This is a genomic window from Sphingopyxis sp. OPL5 (genome assembly GCF_003797775.2).
Taxonomy (GTDB): domain Bacteria; phylum Pseudomonadota; class Alphaproteobacteria; order Sphingomonadales; family Sphingomonadaceae; genus Sphingopyxis.
In genome coordinates, this window is sequence record NZ_CP060725.1 from 3,204,887 (window position 1) to 3,224,579 (window position 19,693).

Genomic DNA, 19,693 nt, shown 5'->3' on the forward strand with positions numbered 1-19,693 from the left:
GTGTGTTATTCATGCAATACACAAAGGAGATTGGACGATGCGGAACTCGACGATGACGCCGCTGGCTTTGGCCCTGACCCTGTCGATGACAGTGACGGCGTGCAGCGGCACGGTGACGACCGAGAACAGCGACAAGGTCGAGATGCGTTCGGGCGACGCCGGTCCGCCGACGACGCAAAGCTATGCGCTCACCGGTTTCACCGAGGTCGAGGTGACCGGTCCCGATGATGTCACCATCCGCCAGGGCGACGCCTTTTCGATCACCGCCAAGGGGCCGAAGGCCGAGGTCGAGGAGCTCGAGATCAAGCTCGACGGCCCGACGCTGTCGGTCGGGCGCAAGCGCGAGGGGTTCAGTTTCCGCCGCGGCGACCATGACGGGGTCCAGATCGCGATCACCATGCCGCGGCTGAACACGGTGCGGCTGACCGGATCGGGGTCGGTCGATGCCGATGCCGTGGACGGCGACAAGGTCGAGGCAGGGCTGACCGGATCGGGCGACCTCAAGATCGCGAAGCTGACCGGAAAGAGCGCCGACCTGACCGTATCGGGGTCGGGCGACATCGGGATCGCGGGCGGCGCGATCACCTCGGGCGAGATCGGTGTCACCGGGTCGGGCGACGTCGATGCGGGCGGACTGGTCGCGCAGACGCTCGACATTTCGGTCACCGGATCGGGTAACGTCGGTGCGCAGGCGACGGGCAAGGCCGATATCCGTATCCTCGGTTCGGGCGACGTCGACCTGACGGGCGGAGCGACCTGTTCGACCAAGACGATGGGATCGGGCACCGCGACCTGCAAATGATCGGCCGCTGGCGCCGCCCGCCCGGACGGGGTAGGACGGCGCCATGGCTTCGATGATCCGATGCGCCGCGCTCGCGGCCTCCGCCCTGCTCGCCGTCGCCTCCGCATCGGCGGCGGAGAAGCGTTTCGGCCTGACCAGTTTCGAGGCGATCGAGGTCAATGCCGACGTCGTCGTCGAGGTGGTGACGCGCGCGCCGGTGGGCGCGGTCGCGAGCGGATCGCCTGACGCGCTCGACCGGCTGACCGTCGAGGCGCGCGACGGCAGGCTGGTGGTCGGGCAGAAAATCTATGCCGGCGACGAGAATCGGCGCCAGCCGCTCGGCCCGCTGACGCTGCGCATCAACGCCGCGAACCTGCGGTCGGCGACGCTCGTCGGCGCGGGATCGCTGCAGATCGACAAGCTCAAGGGGACAAGGGTGACGATCGGGCTGCGCGGGCCGGGGCGGCTCATCGTCGGCGCGGTGACCAGCGACCGGCTGGCGGTCGCGATGGTCGGCAACGGCACGATGACGCTGGGCGGCGCTGCCAAAACGGCGCAGATGTCGCTGTCGGGGGCGGGTGTGGTCGACGCGGGCGGCCTGACGGTCGACGAACTGATCACCGACAGCGAAGGCACCGGCGACCATGTCTTCAGCGCCGTGAAGAGCGCCGCGATCACGACGCGCGGGGTCGGCAGCACGGTGGTCCTCGGCAAGCCGGTGTGCACCGTGCGCAATGCCGGGACCGGGACGGTGCGGTGCGGGGTCAAGAAATAAACGGTTCCCCTCCCGCTTGCGGGAGGGGAGATGCTATTGCCCCGCCGTCCCCAGCCCGTCGATCTTCTTCGACTGCTTCGCGATCAGCCCGGGGAACCAGCGCGCGAGGCGCGACAGGCGTTTCGCCATCTTGCCGACGGTGACATGGACCTTGTCGCCATGCACCGCTTCCCACGCCGCTTCGCCGACGCGTTCGACGGGGACGATCTCGAACCCGCTCGACGACAGGCGGTCGCGTGCGGGTTCGTTGCTGTCGGCGCTGACCTGGTCGAGCAGGGGTGTGTCGATGAAGCCGGGCATCAGCGAGCGCACCTTGATGCCATATTTAGCGAACTCGATCTCGAGCGCCTCGGTCAGCCCGCGCACCGCGAATTTGGTCGCCGAATAGATGGCGAGCCCCGCGACGCCATAGAAGCCCGAGGCCGAGCCGGTGTTGAGGATTGTCGATCCCGGCGTCGCGCGGAGCAGCGGCAAGGCGCTGTAGATGCCGTTGACGACGCCGCCGAAGTTGATCGCGATCAGCCGGTCGGCCTCGGCCGGCGGCATGTCGACGAACTGGCCGCCGGTGCCGATGCCGGCATTGTTGAACAGCACGTCGAGGCGATCGCCGCTGGCCCTGGCGAAGTCGGCGAGCGCCGCCGCCCATTGGTCGCGGTCGCGCACGTCCATGATATGGCGCGACGAGGCGCCTTCGGGAAGCAGCGCGGCGGTCTCGTCGATCCCTTGCGCATTGACGTCGGCGATGCCGACGAACCAGCCCTGCGCGGCGAAATGGCGCGCGGTCGCGCGGCCGATGCCCGATCCGCCGCCGGTGATGAAAATCGCCTTCCTGCTCATCCGCGCCCTCTCCTTACATTCTTGTCAGCGACAGATGATGCGATGCCGGCGGCGAGGTCAAGCGGCAATCGCGGGCTTGGCAAGGCGGGGCGGGACTGGCAATCCGGTGCCCAGGGCAAATGGGGGTATGGCGTGCGAATTTTCCTGGGGGTTTTGACCATGTTGGCCGGCGGTGCCGCCGCGATCGCGGCACCGGGCGATGCGCCGCCGCTCGCGCGGATCACCGACCTGTCGGAGCCGCTGGCTCCTGCGGGCAACCCCGGAAGCTGGGCCACCAACGACGATTATCCGACCGGCGCGATGCTGGAGGGGCGCGAAGGGACGAGCGGGTTCCGCCTGACGATCGACAGCAGCGGCAAGCCGACGGCCTGCGAGATCGTCAGCCCGAGCGGTCATGCCGACCTCGATGCGGCGACGTGCCGGCTCGTCCTCGAACGGGCGCGCTTCAAGCCGGGTGCCGACGCGCGCGGCAAGCCGGTGGGCGGCACCTATAGCAACCGCATCCGCTGGCAGATTCCTGCCGGGCATCGCCATTTTCCCGACGGCGGCGGGGTCGGGCTGAACGCGATGCTCGAGGGCTGGCCGCGACCGGCGTTGCCGACGCCCGAGACGACGACGATCAGGCCCGCCGACCATTATCCGGCAGCCGCGCTCGCCGCGGGTGAAGAGGGCGAGGTGCGCATGATGCTGTCGGTCGATGCGGGCGGGGCGGTCACCGATTGCATGGTCACCGGCGGCAGCGGGTCGGACGATCTCGACAATGCGGCCTGCGCGCTGATGCGGCGCGAGGCGAAGTTCGTGCCGGCGCTGGACGGCAATGGAAAGCCGACGGCCGGCCGCTTCGTCATGGATTACCAGTGGAAGCTGCCTGTCGTCGCGACGCCGGACGAGGCCGAACTGGCCGACGCGCTCGGTGAACTGCCCAGGAAGCGGGTCCCGCAATTCCCGATGAGCGAACCCGCCACGGGCTCATTCTCGATCGTGATCAACGCCGACGGCAGCGTCGGCGCCTGCGATTTTGCGGTGAAGGGCGCCAATGCGGCGATGCCGCAGGGCGCCAATCTTTGCGACCTGCTGGGCGGCAAGAATCGCTATGCGCCGTTCCTCGACGCTGCGGGCAAGCCGGTCGCGCGGCGCATCGTCCTGACCACCGACCTTAGTATCGGCGACGTGCCGACGGTCGAGGCGACGACGAAGTGACACCGGCTAACCCCTAGACGTCGCGGGCCTTTCACCCTATGTTCAGCATCCAGCGTGCTATAAACCGCGCACTGGACGAAAAAGGGGCTTATTTCTTTGCGTTTGTTGCTGACCCTGTTGGCTTTGCTTACCGGACTCGCCGGCGCCGATCGCGCCATGGCGGCGCCCGCGACGCCGGCTGCGATGGGGTCGATGCTGTTGCTTGCCGAAAGCGGGCAACAGAGCGAAACGACCGACAATGACCGCCGCCCCGTCACCACGACGCCGCCCCGGCGGACCGTCACCTCGGGACGCAAACCGCGCAAGACCGCGCCGCCGCACCTTCCCGGCCTGCTCATCGGCAGCGACCGCGCGCTCGAATAGCGTCTGACCTCCGGGCGCTTCGGCGCCCGACCCCTATTGCGGCCGTGCGCTTTGCGTGCGGCCGGACGACCGCAATCGCGGTCCGCCCCTTCATCATATCCCAAGGAAATCCGCTATGTTCGGCAGCATTGCCAAGAGCCTGTTCGGCTCGTCCAACGACCGTTATGTCAATTCGATCCGCAAGATCGTCGACAAGGTCAATGCCTTCGAACCGACGATGCAGTCGTTCGACGATGCCACGCTGCAGGCACAGACCCAGAAATTCCGCGACCGGCTCGAAGCCGGCGAGACGCTCGACGACATCCTGCCCGAAGCCTTTGCCACGGTGCGCGAGGCGGCGGTCCGCACGCTCGGCATGCGCCACTTCGACGTCCAGTTGGTCGGCGGCGTCGTCCTCCACCGCGGCGAGATCGCCGAAATGGCGACCGGCGAAGGCAAGACGCTGATGGCGACGCTGCCCTGCTATCTCAACGCGCTCGAGGGCAAGGGCGTCCACGTCGTGACCGTCAACGACTATCTGGCGACGCGCGATGCCGAATGGATGGGCACCGTCTACAGCTTCCTCGGCCTGACCACCGGGATCATCGTCCCCAACCTCAACGAGATGCAGCGCCGCGACGCCTATAACAGCGACATCACCTATGCGACGAACAACGAACTCGGCTTCGACTATCTGCGCGACAATATGAAGTTCGACCGCCAGCAGATGGTCCACCGCACCTTCAACTTCGGCATCGTCGACGAGGTCGATTCGATCCTGATCGACGAGGCGCGCACGCCGCTGATCATCTCGGGCCCGACCGACGACAAGTCCGAACTCTATATCCGCGTCAACGAGGTGGTCCACCAACTCGTCGAGGACGACTATGAAAAGGACGAAAAGTCCAAGTCGATCAGCCTGACCGAGGACGGCACCGAGCATGTCGAGCGCCTGCTCGAGGCCGCGGGCCTGCTGCAGGGCAGCAACCTCTACGACATCGAAAACACCCAGGTCGTCCATCACGTCAATCAGGCGCTGAAGGCGATCATCATGTTCCGCATCGACACCGACTATATCGTCAAGGACGGCAAGGTCGTGATCATCGACGAATTCACCGGCCGCATGATGGACGGACGCCGCTGGTCCGACGGCCTGCACCAGGCGGTCGAGGCGAAGGAAGGCGTGCAGATCGAGCCCGAGAACCAGACCCTCGCGTCGATCACCTTCCAGAATTATTTCCGCATGTATCCGAAGCTCAGCGGCATGACCGGCACCGCATCGACCGAAGCAGCCGAATTCTTCGACATCTACAAGATGAACTGCGTCACTATCCCGACCAACCGCCCGATCGCGCGGCAGGACGACGAGGACGAATTCTACAAGAATATCACCGACAAGTTCGGCGCCATCGCCAAGACGATCCGCGAAGCGAACGAGCGTGGCCAGCCGGTGCTGGTCGGCACCGTGTCGATCGAAAAGTCCGAGCTGCTTTCCTCCTATCTCGAAAAGGAAGGCGTGCCGCACAGCGTGCTCAACGCGCGTTTCCATGAGAGCGAGGCGCATATCGTCGCGCAGGCGGGCCGCACCGGCGCGGTGACCATCGCGACCAACATGGCGGGCCGCGGCACCGACATCAAACTGGGCGGTAACGAAGAATTCCGCATCGACGACGAACTCAAGGACCTGCCCGAAGGTCCCGAGCGCGACGCCGGCATCGCGCGCATCCAGGCCGAGGTCGCCGCCGAGCGCGAGGCGGTGAAGGCCGCGGGCGGACTGTTCGTGCTCGCGACCGAACGCCACGAAAGCCGTCGCATCGACAACCAGCTGCGCGGCCGTTCGGGGCGCCAGGGCGACCCGGGCCTGTCGAAATTCTACCTCTGCCTCGACGACGATCTGCTGCGCATCTTCGGCCCCGACACGCTCTTTTCCAAGATGATGAACAAGAATCTCGAGGATGGCGAAGCGATCGGGTCGAAATGGCTGTCGAAGGCGATCGAGACCGCGCAGAAGAAGGTCGAGGCGCGCAACTACGACATTCGCAAACAGGTCGTCGAATATGACAACGTCATGAACGACCAGCGCAAGGTCATCTATGAACAGCGCGGCGAGATCATCGACAGCGAGACCGTCGACGAAGTGATGTACGCGATGCGCGCCGAGACGGTGAACGCGATCGTCGCCGACGCGTGCCCGCCGGGCAGCTATCCCGAACAGTGGAATGTCGAGGGCATGAAGGAGCGCGCGCTCAACGTGCTCGACCTCGACCTGCCGATCGAGGCGTGGATGGAGGAAGATGCGGTCGACCCCGAGGTGTTCGAGGAACGCATCCAGGAACGCGCCGACGCCACCGCGGCCGAAAAGGCGGCGCTGGTCGATGCCGACACTTGGAAGAGCATCGAGAAATCGGTGCTGCTGCAGACCCTCGACCATCAATGGAAAGAGCATCTGGCGACCCTCGACGCGCTGCGCCAGGTCGTCTTCCTGCGCGCCTATGCGCAGAAACAGCCGATCAACGAATATAAGCAGGAGGCGTTCGCATTGTTCGAACGCATGCTGTCGACGATCCGCGAGGATGTGACGCGCACGATCGCGCGGATCGACCTGCGCTTCGAAGAACCCGAACCGATGCCGCTGCCCGACCTGCCCGATTTCCTGACGACGCACATCGACCCGTTCACCGGCGACGACAACAGCGCCGATATCGACGGCGGGTCGTTCGGGGCGATCGCCAATACGCTGCCGCCGATGCAGATTCCGCGCCCCGACCTGCCGCAGGGGGAAAACCCCTATGCGGAACTGGAAATCAGCCGCAATTCGCCATGTCCTTGCGGATCGGGCCGCAAGTACAAGCACTGCCACGGCGCGCTGTGATGGCGGGCGCCGGCCGGATCGAGCTTCGGCTGCGCATCCGGCTCGGCGACGCCATCGCGATGGGGCCGGGCAAGGCCGACCTGCTGGGCGCGATCGACGCGCACGGATCGATCTCGGCCGCGGCGCGCGCGATTGGCATGAGCTATCGCCGCGCCTGGCTGCTCGTCGAGGAAATGAACGCCTGCTTCGCGGCGCCATTGGTCGAAACGCGGCCGGGCGCGGGCGCGCAGGTGAGCGCGGGCGCGCGGGCCGTGCTGGCTGCATATCGGCGGGCCGAGGCGGCGGCGGTCGAGGCGGCCGAGCGCGAGCTGGCGGCGGTCGGCGAGTTGCTCAAGCCGGAGTGACGACGGGATTGGGGGTAGGAGGCGAAAAATTCGCAGCATCTCCCGTTCGTGTCGAGCGAAGTCGAGACACCCCGAAGGCAAGTGCTTCTGATGGGTGTCTCGACTTCGCTCGACACGAATGGAAAGAGAGGGCGGTCTCGTTTCCACCCCCGACCGGTCAACCGGCCCGGGCCTGCAAAGCCGCTACGGCGCCCGCACCACCAGCACGCGCACGCTGGCGGCTTCGCCCTTCGACAGCGCCAGCTCATAGGTCCCGGGCTTGAGGTCGAACCACACCACCTTGCGGATGCCCGAACAGGCGGGGCCGTGGCCATGCTCGACCGATGTCTGCGTGGCGCCGCCCGCGACGAGGTCGATCCACACCTTGCTGCCAGCCGCGAGGCCGTAACGCCCGGCGGTCGCGATCGTCAGCGGCCGCGATGCCGCGCCATCGCCGAGCGGCAGGGTCACCGGCGTCCCGATCGCGATCGCCGCCGCATCGCCGTCGGCAGCGGTCCAGGCGGCATAGGGCGTGGCGCCGAGGTCGGCGGGGGCGGCGCAGGCCGCAGGGTCCGCCGCGAGCGCGGGCGCGGCGGTGGATAGCAACAGGGCGAGAAGCGCGGCGCGGTACATGAGGGCGGGGTCCTTCGGTCTGGCAAATCTATATTTCGATGTATATGGCTTGGCGCTACAGGCAAGGGGGATTTCATGGGCTGGCTGGCATTTGCATTCGGGGTGACCGCGCTGCTCTATGCCGCGGTCGGGTTTGGCGGCGGGTCGACCTATACCGCACTGCTGCTGCTCGGCGGGGTCGCGGTGGGACTGGTCCCGGCGATCAGCCTCGCGTGCAACGTCATCGTCGTCACCGGCGGCACGATCCGCTTCGCGCGATCGGGGGCGATGCCCTGGGCCAAGGCGCTTCCCCTCATCGCCGTGGCGGCGCCGCTGGCGTTCCTCGGCGGGCTGACCCCGGTCAAGCAGGGGGTGCTGGTGATCCTGCTCGGCGTCTCGTTGCTGGCTTCGGCGATCGCGCTGCTCGTCCAGCCGCAGACGGCAAAGCCGGTCAAGCTCTCGCCGAAACTGCTGCTGCCGATCGCGGCGGGGCTCGGCTATCTCGCGGGCGTCGTCGGCATCGGCGGCGGCATCTTCCTCGCGCCGATCCTGCACCTCGTGCGCTGGGCCGAGGCGCGGCAGGTCGCGGCGACCGCGAGCCTGTTCATCCTCGTCAACAGCCTGTTCGGGCTGACCGGCCAGCTGATCAAGGGCAAGGGCGGCGAGATGCTGCATGCCGTGGCCGATCATTGGCCGCTGCTGGTCGCGGTGCTGATCGGCGGCGCGGTCGGGACGCAGATTGCGGTGAAGACGGGGCCTGCGGCTCTGATCCGCCGACTGACGGCGCTGCTGGTGGGCTTCGTCGCCGTGCGGCTGCTCTTTGGTTTCTGACGCCTTTTACCCATCTTGCCTTCCCGCGCCGGAGTGCTAGCATCGCGCCTACAAGCTTGGCGGCCATGTAGCCGACAGGCGCGCAGCAGCTGGAACTCGAGGGCGCCGCACCCGTTGCGGTGAGCGAAGGCGTGTTGCGTGGAAAGGGCCGGCTCCATTAATTTCTTTGACGAGATGCAGGGCCAGGGGGGCGACGTCCGGACGCCCTACAGCGAATTTTGCGAGTGGTTCGATGCCGAGGAACCCGCGCGCATCCACCGCAAGGCGCAGCAGGCCGAGGCCTTTTTCCGAACCACCGGAATCACCTTCAACGTCTATGGCCAGGACGACGCCGACGAGCGTCTCATCCCCTTCGACGTCGTGCCGCGGATCATTTCGGCGAGCGAATGGCGCCGGCTGTCGCGCGGCATCGAGCAGCGCGTGCGCGCGCTCAACGCCTTCCTTCACGACATCTATCACCGGCAGGAGATTCTGCGCGCTGGCCGCGTGCCGATCGAGCTGATCTCGCGCAACGAGGCCTTTCTGCCGATGATGATGGGCATGGACCCGCCGGGCGGCGTCTATACCCATATCAGCGGCACCGACATCGTCCGTACCGGGGCGAATGAATTCTATGTGCTCGAGGATAATGCCCGCACCCCGTCGGGCGTGTCCTACATGCTCGAAAATCGCGAGACGATGCTCCAGATGTTCCCCGAGCTGTTCGCGAAAGTGCCGGTGCGCGAGGTCAGCGATTATCCGATCAACCTGCTGCGTTCGCTCGCCGCCTGTGCGCCGCCGATGTGCGGCGGCACACCGACGGTCGCGGTGCTGACCCCGGGCATCCACAACAGCGCCTATTTCGAACACAGCTTCCTTGCCGACCAGATGGGCGCCGAGCTGGTCGAGGGGCATGATCTGCGCGTCGTCGGCGGCCGCGTCGCGATGCGAACGACGCAGGGCTATAAGGCGATCGACGTCCTCTATCGCCGCGTCGACGACGACTTCCTCGACCCGCTGAATTTCCGGCCCGATTCGGTCCTCGGGGTGCCGGGGATCTGGGACGTCTATCGCGCCGGCGGCATCACCATCGCCAATGCGCCGGGCACCGGTATCGCCGACGATAAGGCGCTGTACAGCTACATGCCCGACATCATCGAATTCTACACCGGCGAGCGCGCGCTGCTGCCCAATGTGCCGACCTGGCGCTGCAGCGAGCCCGAGCATCTGCGCGAGGTTCTCGACAAATTGCCCGAGCTGGTGGTCAAGGAAGTCCATGGATCGGGCGGTTACGGCATGCTCGTCGGCCCCGCCGCGAGCAAGAAGGAGATCGCCGCCTTTCGTGCCAAGCTGGAGGCGAACCCGCGCAACTATATCGCGCAGCCGACGCTATCGCTGTCGACGGTCCCGATCTTCACCAAGAGCGGGCTCGCGCCGCGCCACGTCGACCTGCGCCCCTTCGTCCTGATGTCGCCGCAAGGCATCACCATCACCCCCGGCGGGCTGACCCGCGTCGCGATGACCAAGGGATCGCTGGTGGTGAATTCGAGCCAGGGCGGCGGGACCAAGGACACCTGGGTGCTGGAAGACTGATGCTAGGCAAAACCGCAGGCAGCCTCTTCTGGATGGCACGCTACCTCGAACGCAGCGAGAATAATGCGCGGCTGATCGACGCGGGGTTCCGCATCGCGCTGACCCGGTCGAGCACCGCCAAGGCCGAATGGAAATCGATCCTGATCACTGCGGGGTCGAACCAGGCCTATGCCGCAACGGGGCAGGAATATAGTTCGGCGAAGGTCGTCGATTTCATGCTCCGCGATCCGCACAATCCGTCGAGCATCATTTCGGTCGTCAAACAGGCGCGCGACAATGCGCGGACCGCGCGTACCTATCTCACCCGTGAGGTATGGGAGGCGGTCAACACCAGCTGGATGACGCTGGGCGCGCTGCTCAAGCGGCAGGTGCGCGACGACGATCTGCCCGATGTCCTCTCGGCGATCCGCCAGCAGAGCGCGCAGGTGCGCGGCGCCTGGACCGGCACGATGCTGCGCAACGACGGCTATAATTTCGCGCGCCTCGGCACCTTCCTCGAACGCGCCGACAACACCGCGCGCATCCTCGACGTCAAATATTATCTGCTGCTGCCCTCGGTCGCGCACATTGGCAGTTCGATCGACAATGTGCAGTGGGAAACGATCCTGCGCTCGGTGTCGGCGCACCGCGCCTATCACTGGCTCTATGGGGCGGAGATCAGCGCGCTCAAGATCGCCGAATTCCTGATCCTCTATAAACAGATGCCGCGCAGCCTCGCCTTCTGTGCGCAGAAGATGCAGGACAATATCGGCTGGTTGCAACGCGGCTATGGCGAGGAGACCGAGGCGGGACGGATGGCCGACGCGCTGCTCCACAAAAAACTCGCGGGTCCGATCCAGGCGATCTTCGACGGCGGCCTGCACGAATATATCACCGACTTCCTCCGCGCCAATGCCGCGCTCGCGCAGCAGATCGAGCGCGATTACCGATTTGTGGTTTAGGGTTTTCCGATCATGCGCCTGCGCGTCGAACACACCACCCGTTATGAATATGATGGCCCCGTCAGCTATGCCTTGCAGCAGCTGAAACTGACGCCGAAGGAGCGGCCGGGGCAGCAGTTGATCCACCATTGGGCGATCGAGATCGCGGGCGGCACCAACCAGCTTCACTACACCGACCATCACGGCAACGGCGTTGATCTGGTCGCGGTCGATGCCGGCGCGCGCGAGCTTGTCATCCACTGCGTCGGCGAGGTCGAGCTGATCACCTGGGACGGGGTGATCGGGGTCCATCGCGGTGCGATGCCGCTGTGGACCTTCCTGCGCCCGACCCCGCTGACCCGCGCCGGGCGCCATGTCCGCGCGCTGACGGCCGAACTGCGGCGGGATTTCGGATCGGACATCGAGCGCGCGCACGCCTTGTCGGCGCTGATCCTGGAAAAATTGCCGTACAGCATCGGGGTCACCGGCGCGGACACCACCGCCGAACAGGCGCTCGGCGGTGCGGGCGGGGTGTGCCAGGACCATGCCCATATCTTCATCGCGGCGATGCGCCACCTTGGGCATCCGGCGCGTTATGTGTCGGGCTATCTGATGATGAACGACCGCACGCACCAGGATGCGACCCACGGATGGGCCGAGGCGCATTTCGACGCGATCGGCTGGGTCGGCTTCGACGTGTCGAACGGCCATTCGCCCGATCAGCGCTATATCCGCGTCGCCACCGGTCTCGATTATCACGACGCCGCCCCGGTTCGCGGCATGCGCTATGGTGCAGCGCAAGAAAATATGGTTGTCCAATTGCAGGTGCAGCAATAAGCGATAGCCCGAGCAGGATTGGGGGGCCGAAAATTATATGACCTATTGCGTCGGCATGCGTTTGAACAAGGGGCTGGTGTTCATGTCGGACACCCGCACGAACGCGGGCGTCGACGACATCGCGCAGGTCCGCAAGATGCGCAGCTGGCACCTGCCCGGCGAGCGCGTCATCACCTTGATGTCGGCGGGGAATCTCGCGACGACGCAGGCGGTGGTCAGTCTGCTCGACGAACGCACCAAGGCGCCCGAGGAACGGCATCCGTCGATCCTCGCCGCGCCGTCGATGTTCGCGGTCGCGACGATCGTCGGCGAAACGCTGCGCCAGATCGTCACCCGCCACAATCCCGCCGGGCCCGCCGCCGAATCGCTGTTCCGCGCCTCGCTCATTGTCGGCGGCCAGATCAAGGGGTCCGAACCGCGGCTGTTCCTGATCTATCCCGAGGGCAATTTTATCGAGGCGGGCGAGGACAATCCCTTCTTCCAGATCGGCGAGACCAAATACGGCCGCCCGATCATCGTGCGTTCCTATGATCCCGCGATGTCGTTCGAGGATGCGGTGAAGCTGCTGTGCGTCTCGTTCGATTCCACGATCCGCGCCAATGCCGGGGTCGACCTGCCGATCGACCTCAAGATCCATGAGCGCGACGATTATGTCGGGGTCCACGAACGCCGCTTCGAGCGCAACGACGCCTATTTTCAGAGCGTCGCCGACGGCTGGGCCGAGGCGCTGGGCATCGCGCTGGCGGAATTGCCGGATTTTCATTTTTAGCGGCGGGCTAACGGTGAACGTTTGGTCGCCATCAGACGTTTCGGATATTGGCTCACCTTCAGATATGATTAGTTGGCGTCAAGGATGGATCAGCGCGATGTTGTTGGCTTTGCTGACGATCATCGCTCTCGTCATTTTTCAGATTGCGCGAGCAGGCAGCCAGAGCCCATCCTATGTCATAAAAACGACCGAGCAGACGCATTGGGTGCTGCCGGAGAATATGGAGAATATTCCGCGTTTCGATCCGGTCAAAAGACAATGGACTGTGCGGCATCGGGAAATAGCCGATCTCTCAAAGCATATGGTCGATAATTGGGAAGGGCCGGATGCATTTGTGAGAACATATTTCGTTTTCACGATGGATACGCAAGCTGACTCAAATGGCGTGAGGGAGGCGCTCGCCGATTTGACGAGGCGAGGAATATGTCATGCCGGCATAGTCGATTTTCCGCCGCGAGACCTTTCGCCCGACCATATGGCGGTCATGTTTCAGATCGTTGAAGTACAAGATGAAAACGGCGATTCTCAACGCTGTCGTCAGCGAACGCCGCCGCCTGTCCGATAGGCGGGTTGTTCCACTAATAATGGGTGATATCGGCTTTCGAAGGGGACCGCTCTATCGTTCTACCGCGCCAGCGGCACCACCCGGAATTTCGGCCGGTCGCCGTGCATTTCGGCGTGGAGCATCGCATATTCGGGCACCGGCATCCATGTCGCGCTGTTCGACGACAGCGGCTCGGACGCGACGATGATCGCGCGCGGCTCCTCTTCGCCGCCGACCATCTGCCACTCGCCGTCGTGCAGGCCGTAATCGCGGCCGGTGGTGAACCACATCGACAGGAAATTCATGTTCGCCTCATGCACCTGGTCGGGCGACCCGGTCCGGTAATGGCCGAAGTCGAAACAGTGGCGCAGGCCAAGGATCTGGCGCCCGGTGGTCAGGAACAGGTTGCAGCTCGACGAGATGGCGATGCCATGGTGGCGCCGCGCGCGCTCGAGGATATCGACGGTCGCCTGAACCGCCGCGATCAGCGTGTCGCCCTCGGGCTCGACGCGCCAGTCGGGAAGCTGCGAGAGCAAGAGCGCATAGACCCATTCGCTGTCGGTCGATCCCGATATCTGCGCGAGCAGTTCGGGGGCGATGTCGGCCATCAGCATCCCCTTCATCTCGCCGATGCGATAGATGTCGCCATTATGCGCCATCGCGACCGCGGCGCCGGGGAAGTGGAAGGGGTGGGTGTTCTGCTCGCTGACCTTGACCGTCGTCGAGTAAGCGACGCCGCGGACATGCGCGATCACGCATTCGGCGCGGGTCTTGATCGCCAGCGATTTGAGGTTGCCGTCGAAGATCGGCAGCGACGGCGAGCGGTAGCGGTGCGGCTCGTGCGGGGCGTGCGACGCGGCGTCCCACGCCATCATCCCGAACCCCGCGAGGTTCAGCATGTGCAGCATCTTGGGCATATAGGCCTGATTGACGAGGCTGCTATCGGGCTTGAACAGCAGGTCGTCGAGCGTGACCCGCTCGCCCAGATACATCATCGCCCGGCACATCGGCTATCCCCTTGCCCCACCGGGAGGGATGCTACACGAGGGCAGAGGACCTGGCGAGAGGGCCTCGTTCAGGCCAGCACCCCAGGATAGAGCGTCCGCTTCACCTCTATCGGGTCGAGCGCATAATGATGCGCGACGGCGTCGGCGATCATGCTTTCGAGGCCGCGCGTCGGTTTGAGGTCGCGCCCGTCGAGCAGCGCCGCCGTGCCCAGCCCGGGCCAGTCGGCCGCGATCGTGCCGCCCTTCGCCAGCCGGCCGCCGAAGAGCAAAGCCGCCGATCCGGTGCCATGGTCGGTGCCGCCGCTGCCGTTAATCGCGACGGTGCGGCCGAATTCGGTGGCGACAATGACCAGCGTGTCCTTCCACGCCGGCCCCAGCCCCGCCTTCAGCGCGCCGACCAGCTGATCGAGCCCGCGCAACTGCGCCGTGATGCGGCTGCGCTGGGCGCTGTGCGTGTCCCAGGCGCCGGTTTCGACCATCATCACCCGCGCGCCGTCGGCGGGCAGCATCAGCGAGGCGGCGAGCCGGCCGAGGTCGGCGCCGTTGCGGCCGTTGTTGCCGCCGATCTCGCCCGCCAACTCCTGCGTGCGGATCGCGCTTTCCCACAAGGGGTGCAGCAGCGCGTCCTTTTCGTAGAGCGCCGACAGCCGCGCGATCAGGTCGGCATTGGCCTGCGGCAGGCGGCTGGGGACGTAGGTGGCGACGGGCAGGGCGCCGCGCAGGGCGAGCGGGACCGACGGGGCCACCGCGAGCGCGCTGCGCCCGTCCGCCGGCAGCAGCGACAGCATCCGGTTCATCCAGCCGTCCGCGCGGCCATAGGGGCGCGTACCGCCGCTTTCGAGCATATTCTGTCCGTCGAAATGCGACCGGTCGCGATAGACGGTCGCGACCGCATGCGCGACATGCGCCTCGCGCGCCGCGAACAGCGCGGCGGCGCTTTCGAGTGCGGGATGCAGCGTGAACAGGCCGTCGAGTCGCGCGCCGGTCGCGGCTTCCTCGACCAGCGCGGCGCGGACCCCGGCGAAGGCCGGGTCGCCGGTCGGCGCCGCGATCGCCAGCCCGTCGGCGGCGCCGCGCTGGATGACGAAGATCAGCCGCCGGTCGGTGGGCGCGGCGGCGAACGCCATTGCCGGGAAGACGGCGGCGCCGATGCCGGCGGCGATGACGGTGCGGCGGGTCAGGATCATCGTCTATCTCCGCAAGAAGGCAGGGCTGGCGAAGAGCATCGCGAGACCCTGTGCCGGGCTGTCGGCGCCTGCGATCGCCCCGGCCAGATCGGCGGTGAGCGCGTCGCCGAGGATTTGCGGCGCGAGCGTGCGCGCGTCGACTCGATCGCCGATCCGGGCCGTGATGCGGCTGGCGAGGTCGACGCGCTGCATCAGCCCGCCCGATCCGGCCCATGTCGCGACGGTATCGCCAAAGCCCGCGGGCGATTCGGGCCGCCATATCTGCTGGCCGAGCTGGCCGAGGAGGTCCGGGACATTCTGGCGCTCGCCGAACATCGGCACGGGCAGTCCGCGAGCCATCGACACCGCCCAGTCCCACGGCGACTTGAACATCGCAGGGCCGCCCTGCCAGGGTTCGGGCGAAGCGATGAGGGTGCGGTAGAGCGACGGGAGATCGCCGCCGCTGCGCAGGAAGTCGGCGGCGAGGCGGTCGACCAAAGGCGGTGGCGGGTCGTCGGCGGTGAAATGGCGCGCGAGCCTGGTCGCGATGTGGCGCGCGGTCGCGGGATGCGCCGCGAGGTCGCGCAGCACCGCTTCGGCCTGTTGCGGGCCGGTGTCGGGGTAGCGCCTGCCGAGGATCATCTGCTCGCCGGGCTGGTGACGCTCGGCGATATAGATGCTGTCGCCGGGCTGCGAGCCGTCGGGGACCAGCTGGCGCAGCGCACCGCGACCGAGGCCGGCGACCGACAGGCCGGTGAGCGCGCGGGCGAAAGCAGTGACGTCGGCCTGCGTATAGCCGCTGCGCACGCCGAGCGTGTGGAGTTCGAGGATTTCGCGTGCGAGATTTTCGTTGAGCCCCGGCCGGCCGCGCGGACGGCTCTGGCGGACGGCGAAGGGGCTGTCGGGCCCGGCGCTGAGCACCTGGTCCAGGTAGAGCTGCATCGCGGGATGGCGGATCGCGGCGATCAGCAGGTCCGAAAAGCGGCCCATGATGTGCGGGCGGATCGCGCCGAACTCATAATTACCCGCCAGGCCTGACACGAACTGCTTTTCGGTCGAGATGGCGAAATGATTGGCCCAGAAATGGACGAGGCGTTCGGCGAAGGGGGTCGGTGAGGCGACGGCGGCGGCGAAGCGCGCGGCTGCGGCGTCGATGTAGAAGAGGCGGATCGCCTCGCGCGCCTCGCGCCGGGCGGCGGGCTCCCTGCCACGCTCGTCGGCGGTGGTCGCCGCGCCGGCCTTGCCCGCCATCGCGTCGCCCTGCTCGCGAAAGAGGATGTAGGTCTCGGCGATCTCGCGGGGGCCGGGGAGTGCCGCGATGGCTTGCGGCGACGGCTCGAAGGCGCCCAGTTGCCGCTCCAGCGCCGCCTGTGCCGCGCGCGCCGAGGTCGACACCGCGTCATCGGGATGGTGGCCGAGCCCGAAGCGGTTGGCGGCAAGATAGTCGATCGCCATGCGGCACCTTTCCAGCCCCTCTCGCCACCGCCTATAATCGCGGCAAGATGTCGCAAAGCTGTACCGGCCGTGCGGCGTGCGGCACGGTTCGTCTCAGGCCAGGGGCTTGTCGTAGATCTGGTACACGCGGTTGACCTTGGCCTCGATCGCCCCGGCGACCGCATTCATCCCCTGATTGTCTTCGAGCACCCAGCCGATGTCGCCAAATTGCGTGCCATAGTCGCGCACCGCGTCGCGGCGGATGAATTCGATCATCATGAAGGCGAGGGTGCTCGCCATGCGGCTGTTCTGCAATTTCGTGGCGACGCCCATCAGCGGCACGCGCAGCGTGCGGCTCTTGGGCTTGCGCAGCCACCAGAGCAGCCGCGCCCAGTTGAAGGGCCATAGCGAACCCTCCATGTCGATCAGCAGCTCGTTGATATTGGGCAGCACGATCATGAACGCGACGGGTTCGCCGTCGAGTTCGGCGACGCGGATCAGGTCCTCGAAGACGATGTCTTTGAGCTTTTTGCCAATGAAGGCGATCTCGCTGTCGGTGAGCGGGACGAAGCCCCAATTGTCCGACCAGGCGTCGTTGAGCAGCCCCATGATGAGCTTCGCCTCGGCGTCGAACCTTTTCTTGTTCACCTTGCGGATGCGGATGCGTTCGTTCTTTTCGCCCGCCGCGACGATGCGGTTGACCAGCGGTGGAAAGCCGTCGTCGACGCGCACGCCATAGTTGAGCAATTGCTTGACCGGGTTGTAGCCCGCGCCCTCGATCCAGCCGCGATAGAGCGGGCTGTTGTGGCCCATCATGATAGTGGGGATGTCGTCGAAGCCCTCGATCAGCAGTCCGGGTTCGTCCCAGATCGAAATCGACAGCGGGCCGAGCGATCGTGTCATGCCCTGGCCGCGCAGCCAGTCCTCGGCGGTGACGAGCAGCGCGCGCGCCACCTCTTCATCTTCGGCCTCGAGCAGGCCCCAGTTGCCGGTGCCCGGACCCATGCCCTGTTCGGCCGGCTGTTCGAGCGCGAGGGTGTCGATATGGGCGGAGATGCGCCCGACGGTCCGGCCGTCGCGGCGCGCGGTGAAGAATTGCGCCTTGCCATGTTCGTACCAGGGGTTCTTGCCCGGGGTCAGCAGGTCGAAAACCTCGCCCTTCAGCGGCGGCACCCACGCCGGATCGCCGCGATTGAGCCGATAGGCGAGCTCGACGAATTCGCGCGTGTCGGCCTTGGTCTTGACGGGGTGGATGGTGACGGGGCCCTGATGATGTGCGGCCATGGCTGGTTTCCTGAACGATGTGTCCTATATCTGTGGCGAGGCATTAGGGCATAGCTGTGGCGCTGGCGACCCGCATTCGGCCATTTTGCTGCCACGAAATTCTGGTTTGTGAACGCTTATGACGACGATCAATCCCCCCGCCGATCGGCTCGCGACTCCCTTCGTGTCCGGTGCGGCAAAGATCCCCAAGTCCGCCATTGCCGACGACAAGGCGATGCTGCGCGCGGCGTCCGAACTGACGCGCGATTTGGTGAACCCCGGCGCACGCATCTATTGGACCGATTTCCTCGTCTCGACCCTGCTCGGCTATGCCGGCGTTGCGGGGGCGATCCTGTCGCCGTCGATCGGCTGGGCGATCGTGTCGGCGGTGATCGCGGTGATCGCGCTCTATCGCGCGGGCAGCTTCATTCACGAACTCACGCATATCCGCAAGAATGCGCTGCCGGGCTTTCGCCTCGCATGGAATGCGCTGGTCGGTGTGCCGATGCTGATCCCCTCCTTCCTGTATGAAGGCATCCACAGCCTGCACCACAACCGCACCAAATATGGCACGGTCGAGGATCCCGAATATCTGCCGCTCGCGCTGATGAAGCCGTGGACGGTACCCTTGTTCGTGATCGTCGCGGCGTTCGCGCCGATCGCGCTGCTGTTCCGTTTCGCGGTGCTGACCCCGCTGTCCTTTCTGATCCCGCCGCTGCGCAAGCCGGTGATGGAGCGCTATTCGGGCCTCATCATCAACCCGCTGTTCCGTCGCCGCCCGCCCGAGGGCGAGTTCCGCCGCCAATGGGCGTGGCAGGAGGGCGGCGCCTGGGCCTGGTCGACCTTGCTGATCGCCGCGGGCGTGCTCGGCTGGATCCCGTTGCGCGCGCTGCTGATCTTCGGCGCGATCGCGTCGACCACTCTGGTGTTCAACCAGATCCGTACTTTGGTCGCGCATCTGTGGGAAAATGACGGCGGCGAACTGACCGTCACCGCGCAGTTCCTCGACAGCGTCAATGTGCCGCCGCCGGGAATCCTGCCCGAAATCTGGGCACCGGTGGGCCTGCGCTATCACGCGCTGCACCATCTGCTGCCGGGCGTGCCGTATCATGCGCTGCCCGAGGCGCACCGCCGCCTGAAGGACGCGCTGCCCGCAGATTCGCAATATCATGGCGCGAATTACGACGGCCTGCCCGGGCTGGTCGTGCGGCTGGTACAGGGTTCCGCGCGGGGCGGGGTTGCTTAAATAACCTCTTTCAATTGCTGGAGGCACGTACGCATCGGTGCGTCGATGGATGTGCTTGTGAAAATCAGGATCGAATTTCCCACCTCTGGAACGCCGTAATTCAATCTAATCTCCAGTTTATCGTCGGCGTGAAGGTCGAGGCCGCTTAGGCCGCCATAGCGCCCAAAAAGCTGATCCTTCAGTTCCACATAATGGTTGTGGCCGAAGAAGTCGTCGTCCGTTTCATGGCCAGCTTCCGGCATCGTGATAATCAGATAACCGACGTCCGATCCCGACAGGTCGAAAGCAATCTGAACCACTCCGTCCTCAACCGAGATTGCTTCAGTTATGCTTTTTACGTCCATCGTCAGCCCCGTCTCGGA

Annotated in this window: 20 protein-coding genes; 13 read left to right on the forward strand and 7 right to left on the reverse strand. The window is 65.8% G+C overall.

Annotated features, from left to right (window positions below):
- Positions 1–37: 37 nt before the first annotated feature.
- Entirely contained in the window at positions 38–802 is a 765-nt protein-coding gene (locus tag EEB18_RS15495) for a head GIN domain-containing protein (protein WP_187140908.1), read from the forward strand.
- Positions 803–845: 43 nt separating this feature from the next.
- Positions 846–1,556 carry a head GIN domain-containing protein gene (locus EEB18_RS15500; protein ID WP_056346309.1) on the forward strand — a complete coding sequence of 237 codons (711 nt, stop codon included), beginning with the start codon at positions 846–848 and terminating at the stop codon, positions 1,554–1,556.
- 33 nt (positions 1,557–1,589) lie between these two features.
- Here the strand turns inward: EEB18_RS15500 and EEB18_RS15505 are convergent, their stop codons facing one another.
- Complete coding sequence (locus tag EEB18_RS15505) at positions 1,590–2,393, reverse strand: SDR family oxidoreductase (RefSeq protein ID WP_187140907.1); 804 nt, start codon at positions 2,391–2,393, stop codon at positions 1,590–1,592.
- Between the two features lie 159 nt (positions 2,394–2,552).
- Between EEB18_RS15505 and EEB18_RS15510 the strand changes: the two genes are divergently transcribed.
- The 4 genes from EEB18_RS15510 to EEB18_RS15525 all read left to right on the forward strand — a co-directional run bounded on the left by EEB18_RS15510 (position 2,553) and on the right by EEB18_RS15525 (position 7,151).
- The gene (locus tag EEB18_RS15510; protein WP_262408247.1) at positions 2,553–3,593 is read left to right on the forward strand and encodes an energy transducer TonB; all 1,041 of its coding nucleotides are present in this window, start codon (positions 2,553–2,555) and stop codon (positions 3,591–3,593) included.
- Between the two features lie 96 nt (positions 3,594–3,689).
- Positions 3,690–3,956 carry a hypothetical protein gene (locus EEB18_RS15515; RefSeq protein WP_262407953.1) on the forward strand — a complete coding sequence of 89 codons (267 nt, stop codon included), beginning with the start codon at positions 3,690–3,692 and terminating at the stop codon, positions 3,954–3,956.
- Between the two features lie 115 nt (positions 3,957–4,071).
- Positions 4,072–6,807, forward strand: coding sequence for a preprotein translocase subunit SecA (gene secA, locus EEB18_RS15520; RefSeq protein WP_056346314.1), 2,736 nt, complete (start codon positions 4,072–4,074; stop codon positions 6,805–6,807).
- Positions 6,807–7,151: a winged helix-turn-helix domain-containing protein gene (locus tag EEB18_RS15525; protein ID WP_187140905.1), complete on the forward strand. Its 345-nt coding sequence runs from the start codon at positions 6,807–6,809 to the stop codon at positions 7,149–7,151. The genes secA and EEB18_RS15525 overlap by 1 nt, the downstream gene beginning before the upstream one ends.
- A gap of 183 nt (positions 7,152–7,334) precedes the next feature.
- Here EEB18_RS15525 and EEB18_RS15530 read toward each other — a convergent pair whose 3' ends face one another.
- Positions 7,335–7,763, reverse strand: a complete 429-nt coding sequence (locus EEB18_RS15530) for a hypothetical protein (protein WP_187140904.1) — start codon at positions 7,761–7,763, stop codon at positions 7,335–7,337.
- A 75-nt stretch (positions 7,764–7,838) separates the two neighbouring features.
- Between EEB18_RS15530 and EEB18_RS15535 the strand changes: the two genes are divergently transcribed.
- The 6 genes from EEB18_RS15535 (at position 7,839) to EEB18_RS15560 (ending at position 13,236) form a co-directional block, all read left to right on the forward strand.
- Positions 7,839–8,573 carry a sulfite exporter TauE/SafE family protein gene (locus tag EEB18_RS15535; RefSeq protein WP_187140903.1) on the forward strand — a complete coding sequence of 245 codons (735 nt, stop codon included), beginning with the start codon at positions 7,839–7,841 and terminating at the stop codon, positions 8,571–8,573.
- A 174-nt stretch (positions 8,574–8,747) separates the two neighbouring features.
- Positions 8,748–10,145 (forward strand): circularly permuted type 2 ATP-grasp protein, encoded by a 1,398-nt coding sequence (locus tag EEB18_RS15540; RefSeq protein WP_187140957.1) that lies wholly within the window; start codon positions 8,748–8,750, stop codon positions 10,143–10,145.
- A complete protein-coding gene (locus EEB18_RS15545) occupies positions 10,145–11,086 on the forward strand; it encodes an alpha-E domain-containing protein (protein WP_187140902.1) in 942 nt (313 codons plus the stop codon). The genes EEB18_RS15540 and EEB18_RS15545 overlap by 1 nt, the downstream gene beginning before the upstream one ends.
- A gap of 12 nt (positions 11,087–11,098) precedes the next feature.
- Positions 11,099–11,902, forward strand: a complete 804-nt coding sequence (locus EEB18_RS15550) for a transglutaminase domain-containing protein (RefSeq protein ID WP_056346324.1) — start codon at positions 11,099–11,101, stop codon at positions 11,900–11,902.
- A 37-nt stretch (positions 11,903–11,939) separates the two neighbouring features.
- Positions 11,940–12,671, forward strand: a complete 732-nt coding sequence (locus tag EEB18_RS15555) for a peptidase (protein ID WP_056346325.1) — start codon at positions 11,940–11,942, stop codon at positions 12,669–12,671.
- A gap of 13 nt (positions 12,672–12,684) precedes the next feature.
- Positions 12,685–13,236, forward strand: a complete 552-nt coding sequence (locus tag EEB18_RS15560; RefSeq protein ID WP_187669013.1) for a hypothetical protein — start codon at positions 12,685–12,687, stop codon at positions 13,234–13,236.
- Positions 13,237–13,295: 59 nt separating this feature from the next.
- On the opposite strand, the gene EEB18_RS15565 is transcribed toward EEB18_RS15560, so the two are convergent.
- The 4 genes from EEB18_RS15565 to EEB18_RS15580 all read right to left on the reverse strand — a co-directional run bounded on the left by EEB18_RS15565 (position 13,296) and on the right by EEB18_RS15580 (position 18,106).
- Positions 13,296–14,222, reverse strand: coding sequence for a class II glutamine amidotransferase (locus tag EEB18_RS15565; RefSeq protein ID WP_187140900.1), 927 nt, complete (start codon positions 14,220–14,222; stop codon positions 13,296–13,298).
- Between the two features lie 68 nt (positions 14,223–14,290).
- Positions 14,291–15,409, reverse strand: a complete 1,119-nt coding sequence (locus EEB18_RS15570; RefSeq protein WP_187140899.1) for a DUF1501 domain-containing protein — start codon at positions 15,407–15,409, stop codon at positions 14,291–14,293.
- 3 nt (positions 15,410–15,412) lie between these two features.
- The gene (locus EEB18_RS15575; RefSeq protein WP_187140898.1) at positions 15,413–16,843 is read right to left on the reverse strand and encodes a DUF1800 family protein; all 1,431 of its coding nucleotides are present in this window, start codon (positions 16,841–16,843) and stop codon (positions 15,413–15,415) included.
- A gap of 93 nt (positions 16,844–16,936) precedes the next feature.
- Positions 16,937–18,106 carry an N-acetyltransferase gene (locus EEB18_RS15580; protein WP_187140897.1) on the reverse strand — a complete coding sequence of 390 codons (1,170 nt, stop codon included), beginning with the start codon at positions 18,104–18,106 and terminating at the stop codon, positions 16,937–16,939.
- A 118-nt stretch (positions 18,107–18,224) separates the two neighbouring features.
- Here EEB18_RS15580 and EEB18_RS15585 point away from each other — a divergent pair, with 118 nt between their 5' ends.
- Complete coding sequence (locus EEB18_RS15585; RefSeq protein ID WP_187140896.1) at positions 18,225–19,331, forward strand: fatty acid desaturase family protein; 1,107 nt, start codon at positions 18,225–18,227, stop codon at positions 19,329–19,331.
- Here EEB18_RS15585 and EEB18_RS15590 read toward each other — a convergent pair.
- Positions 19,328–19,675 (reverse strand): hypothetical protein, encoded by a 348-nt coding sequence (locus tag EEB18_RS15590; protein ID WP_187140895.1) that lies wholly within the window; start codon positions 19,673–19,675, stop codon positions 19,328–19,330. The two genes, EEB18_RS15585 and EEB18_RS15590, sit on opposite strands and share 4 nt — an antisense overlap.
- Between the last annotated feature and the right edge of the window lie 18 nt (positions 19,676–19,693).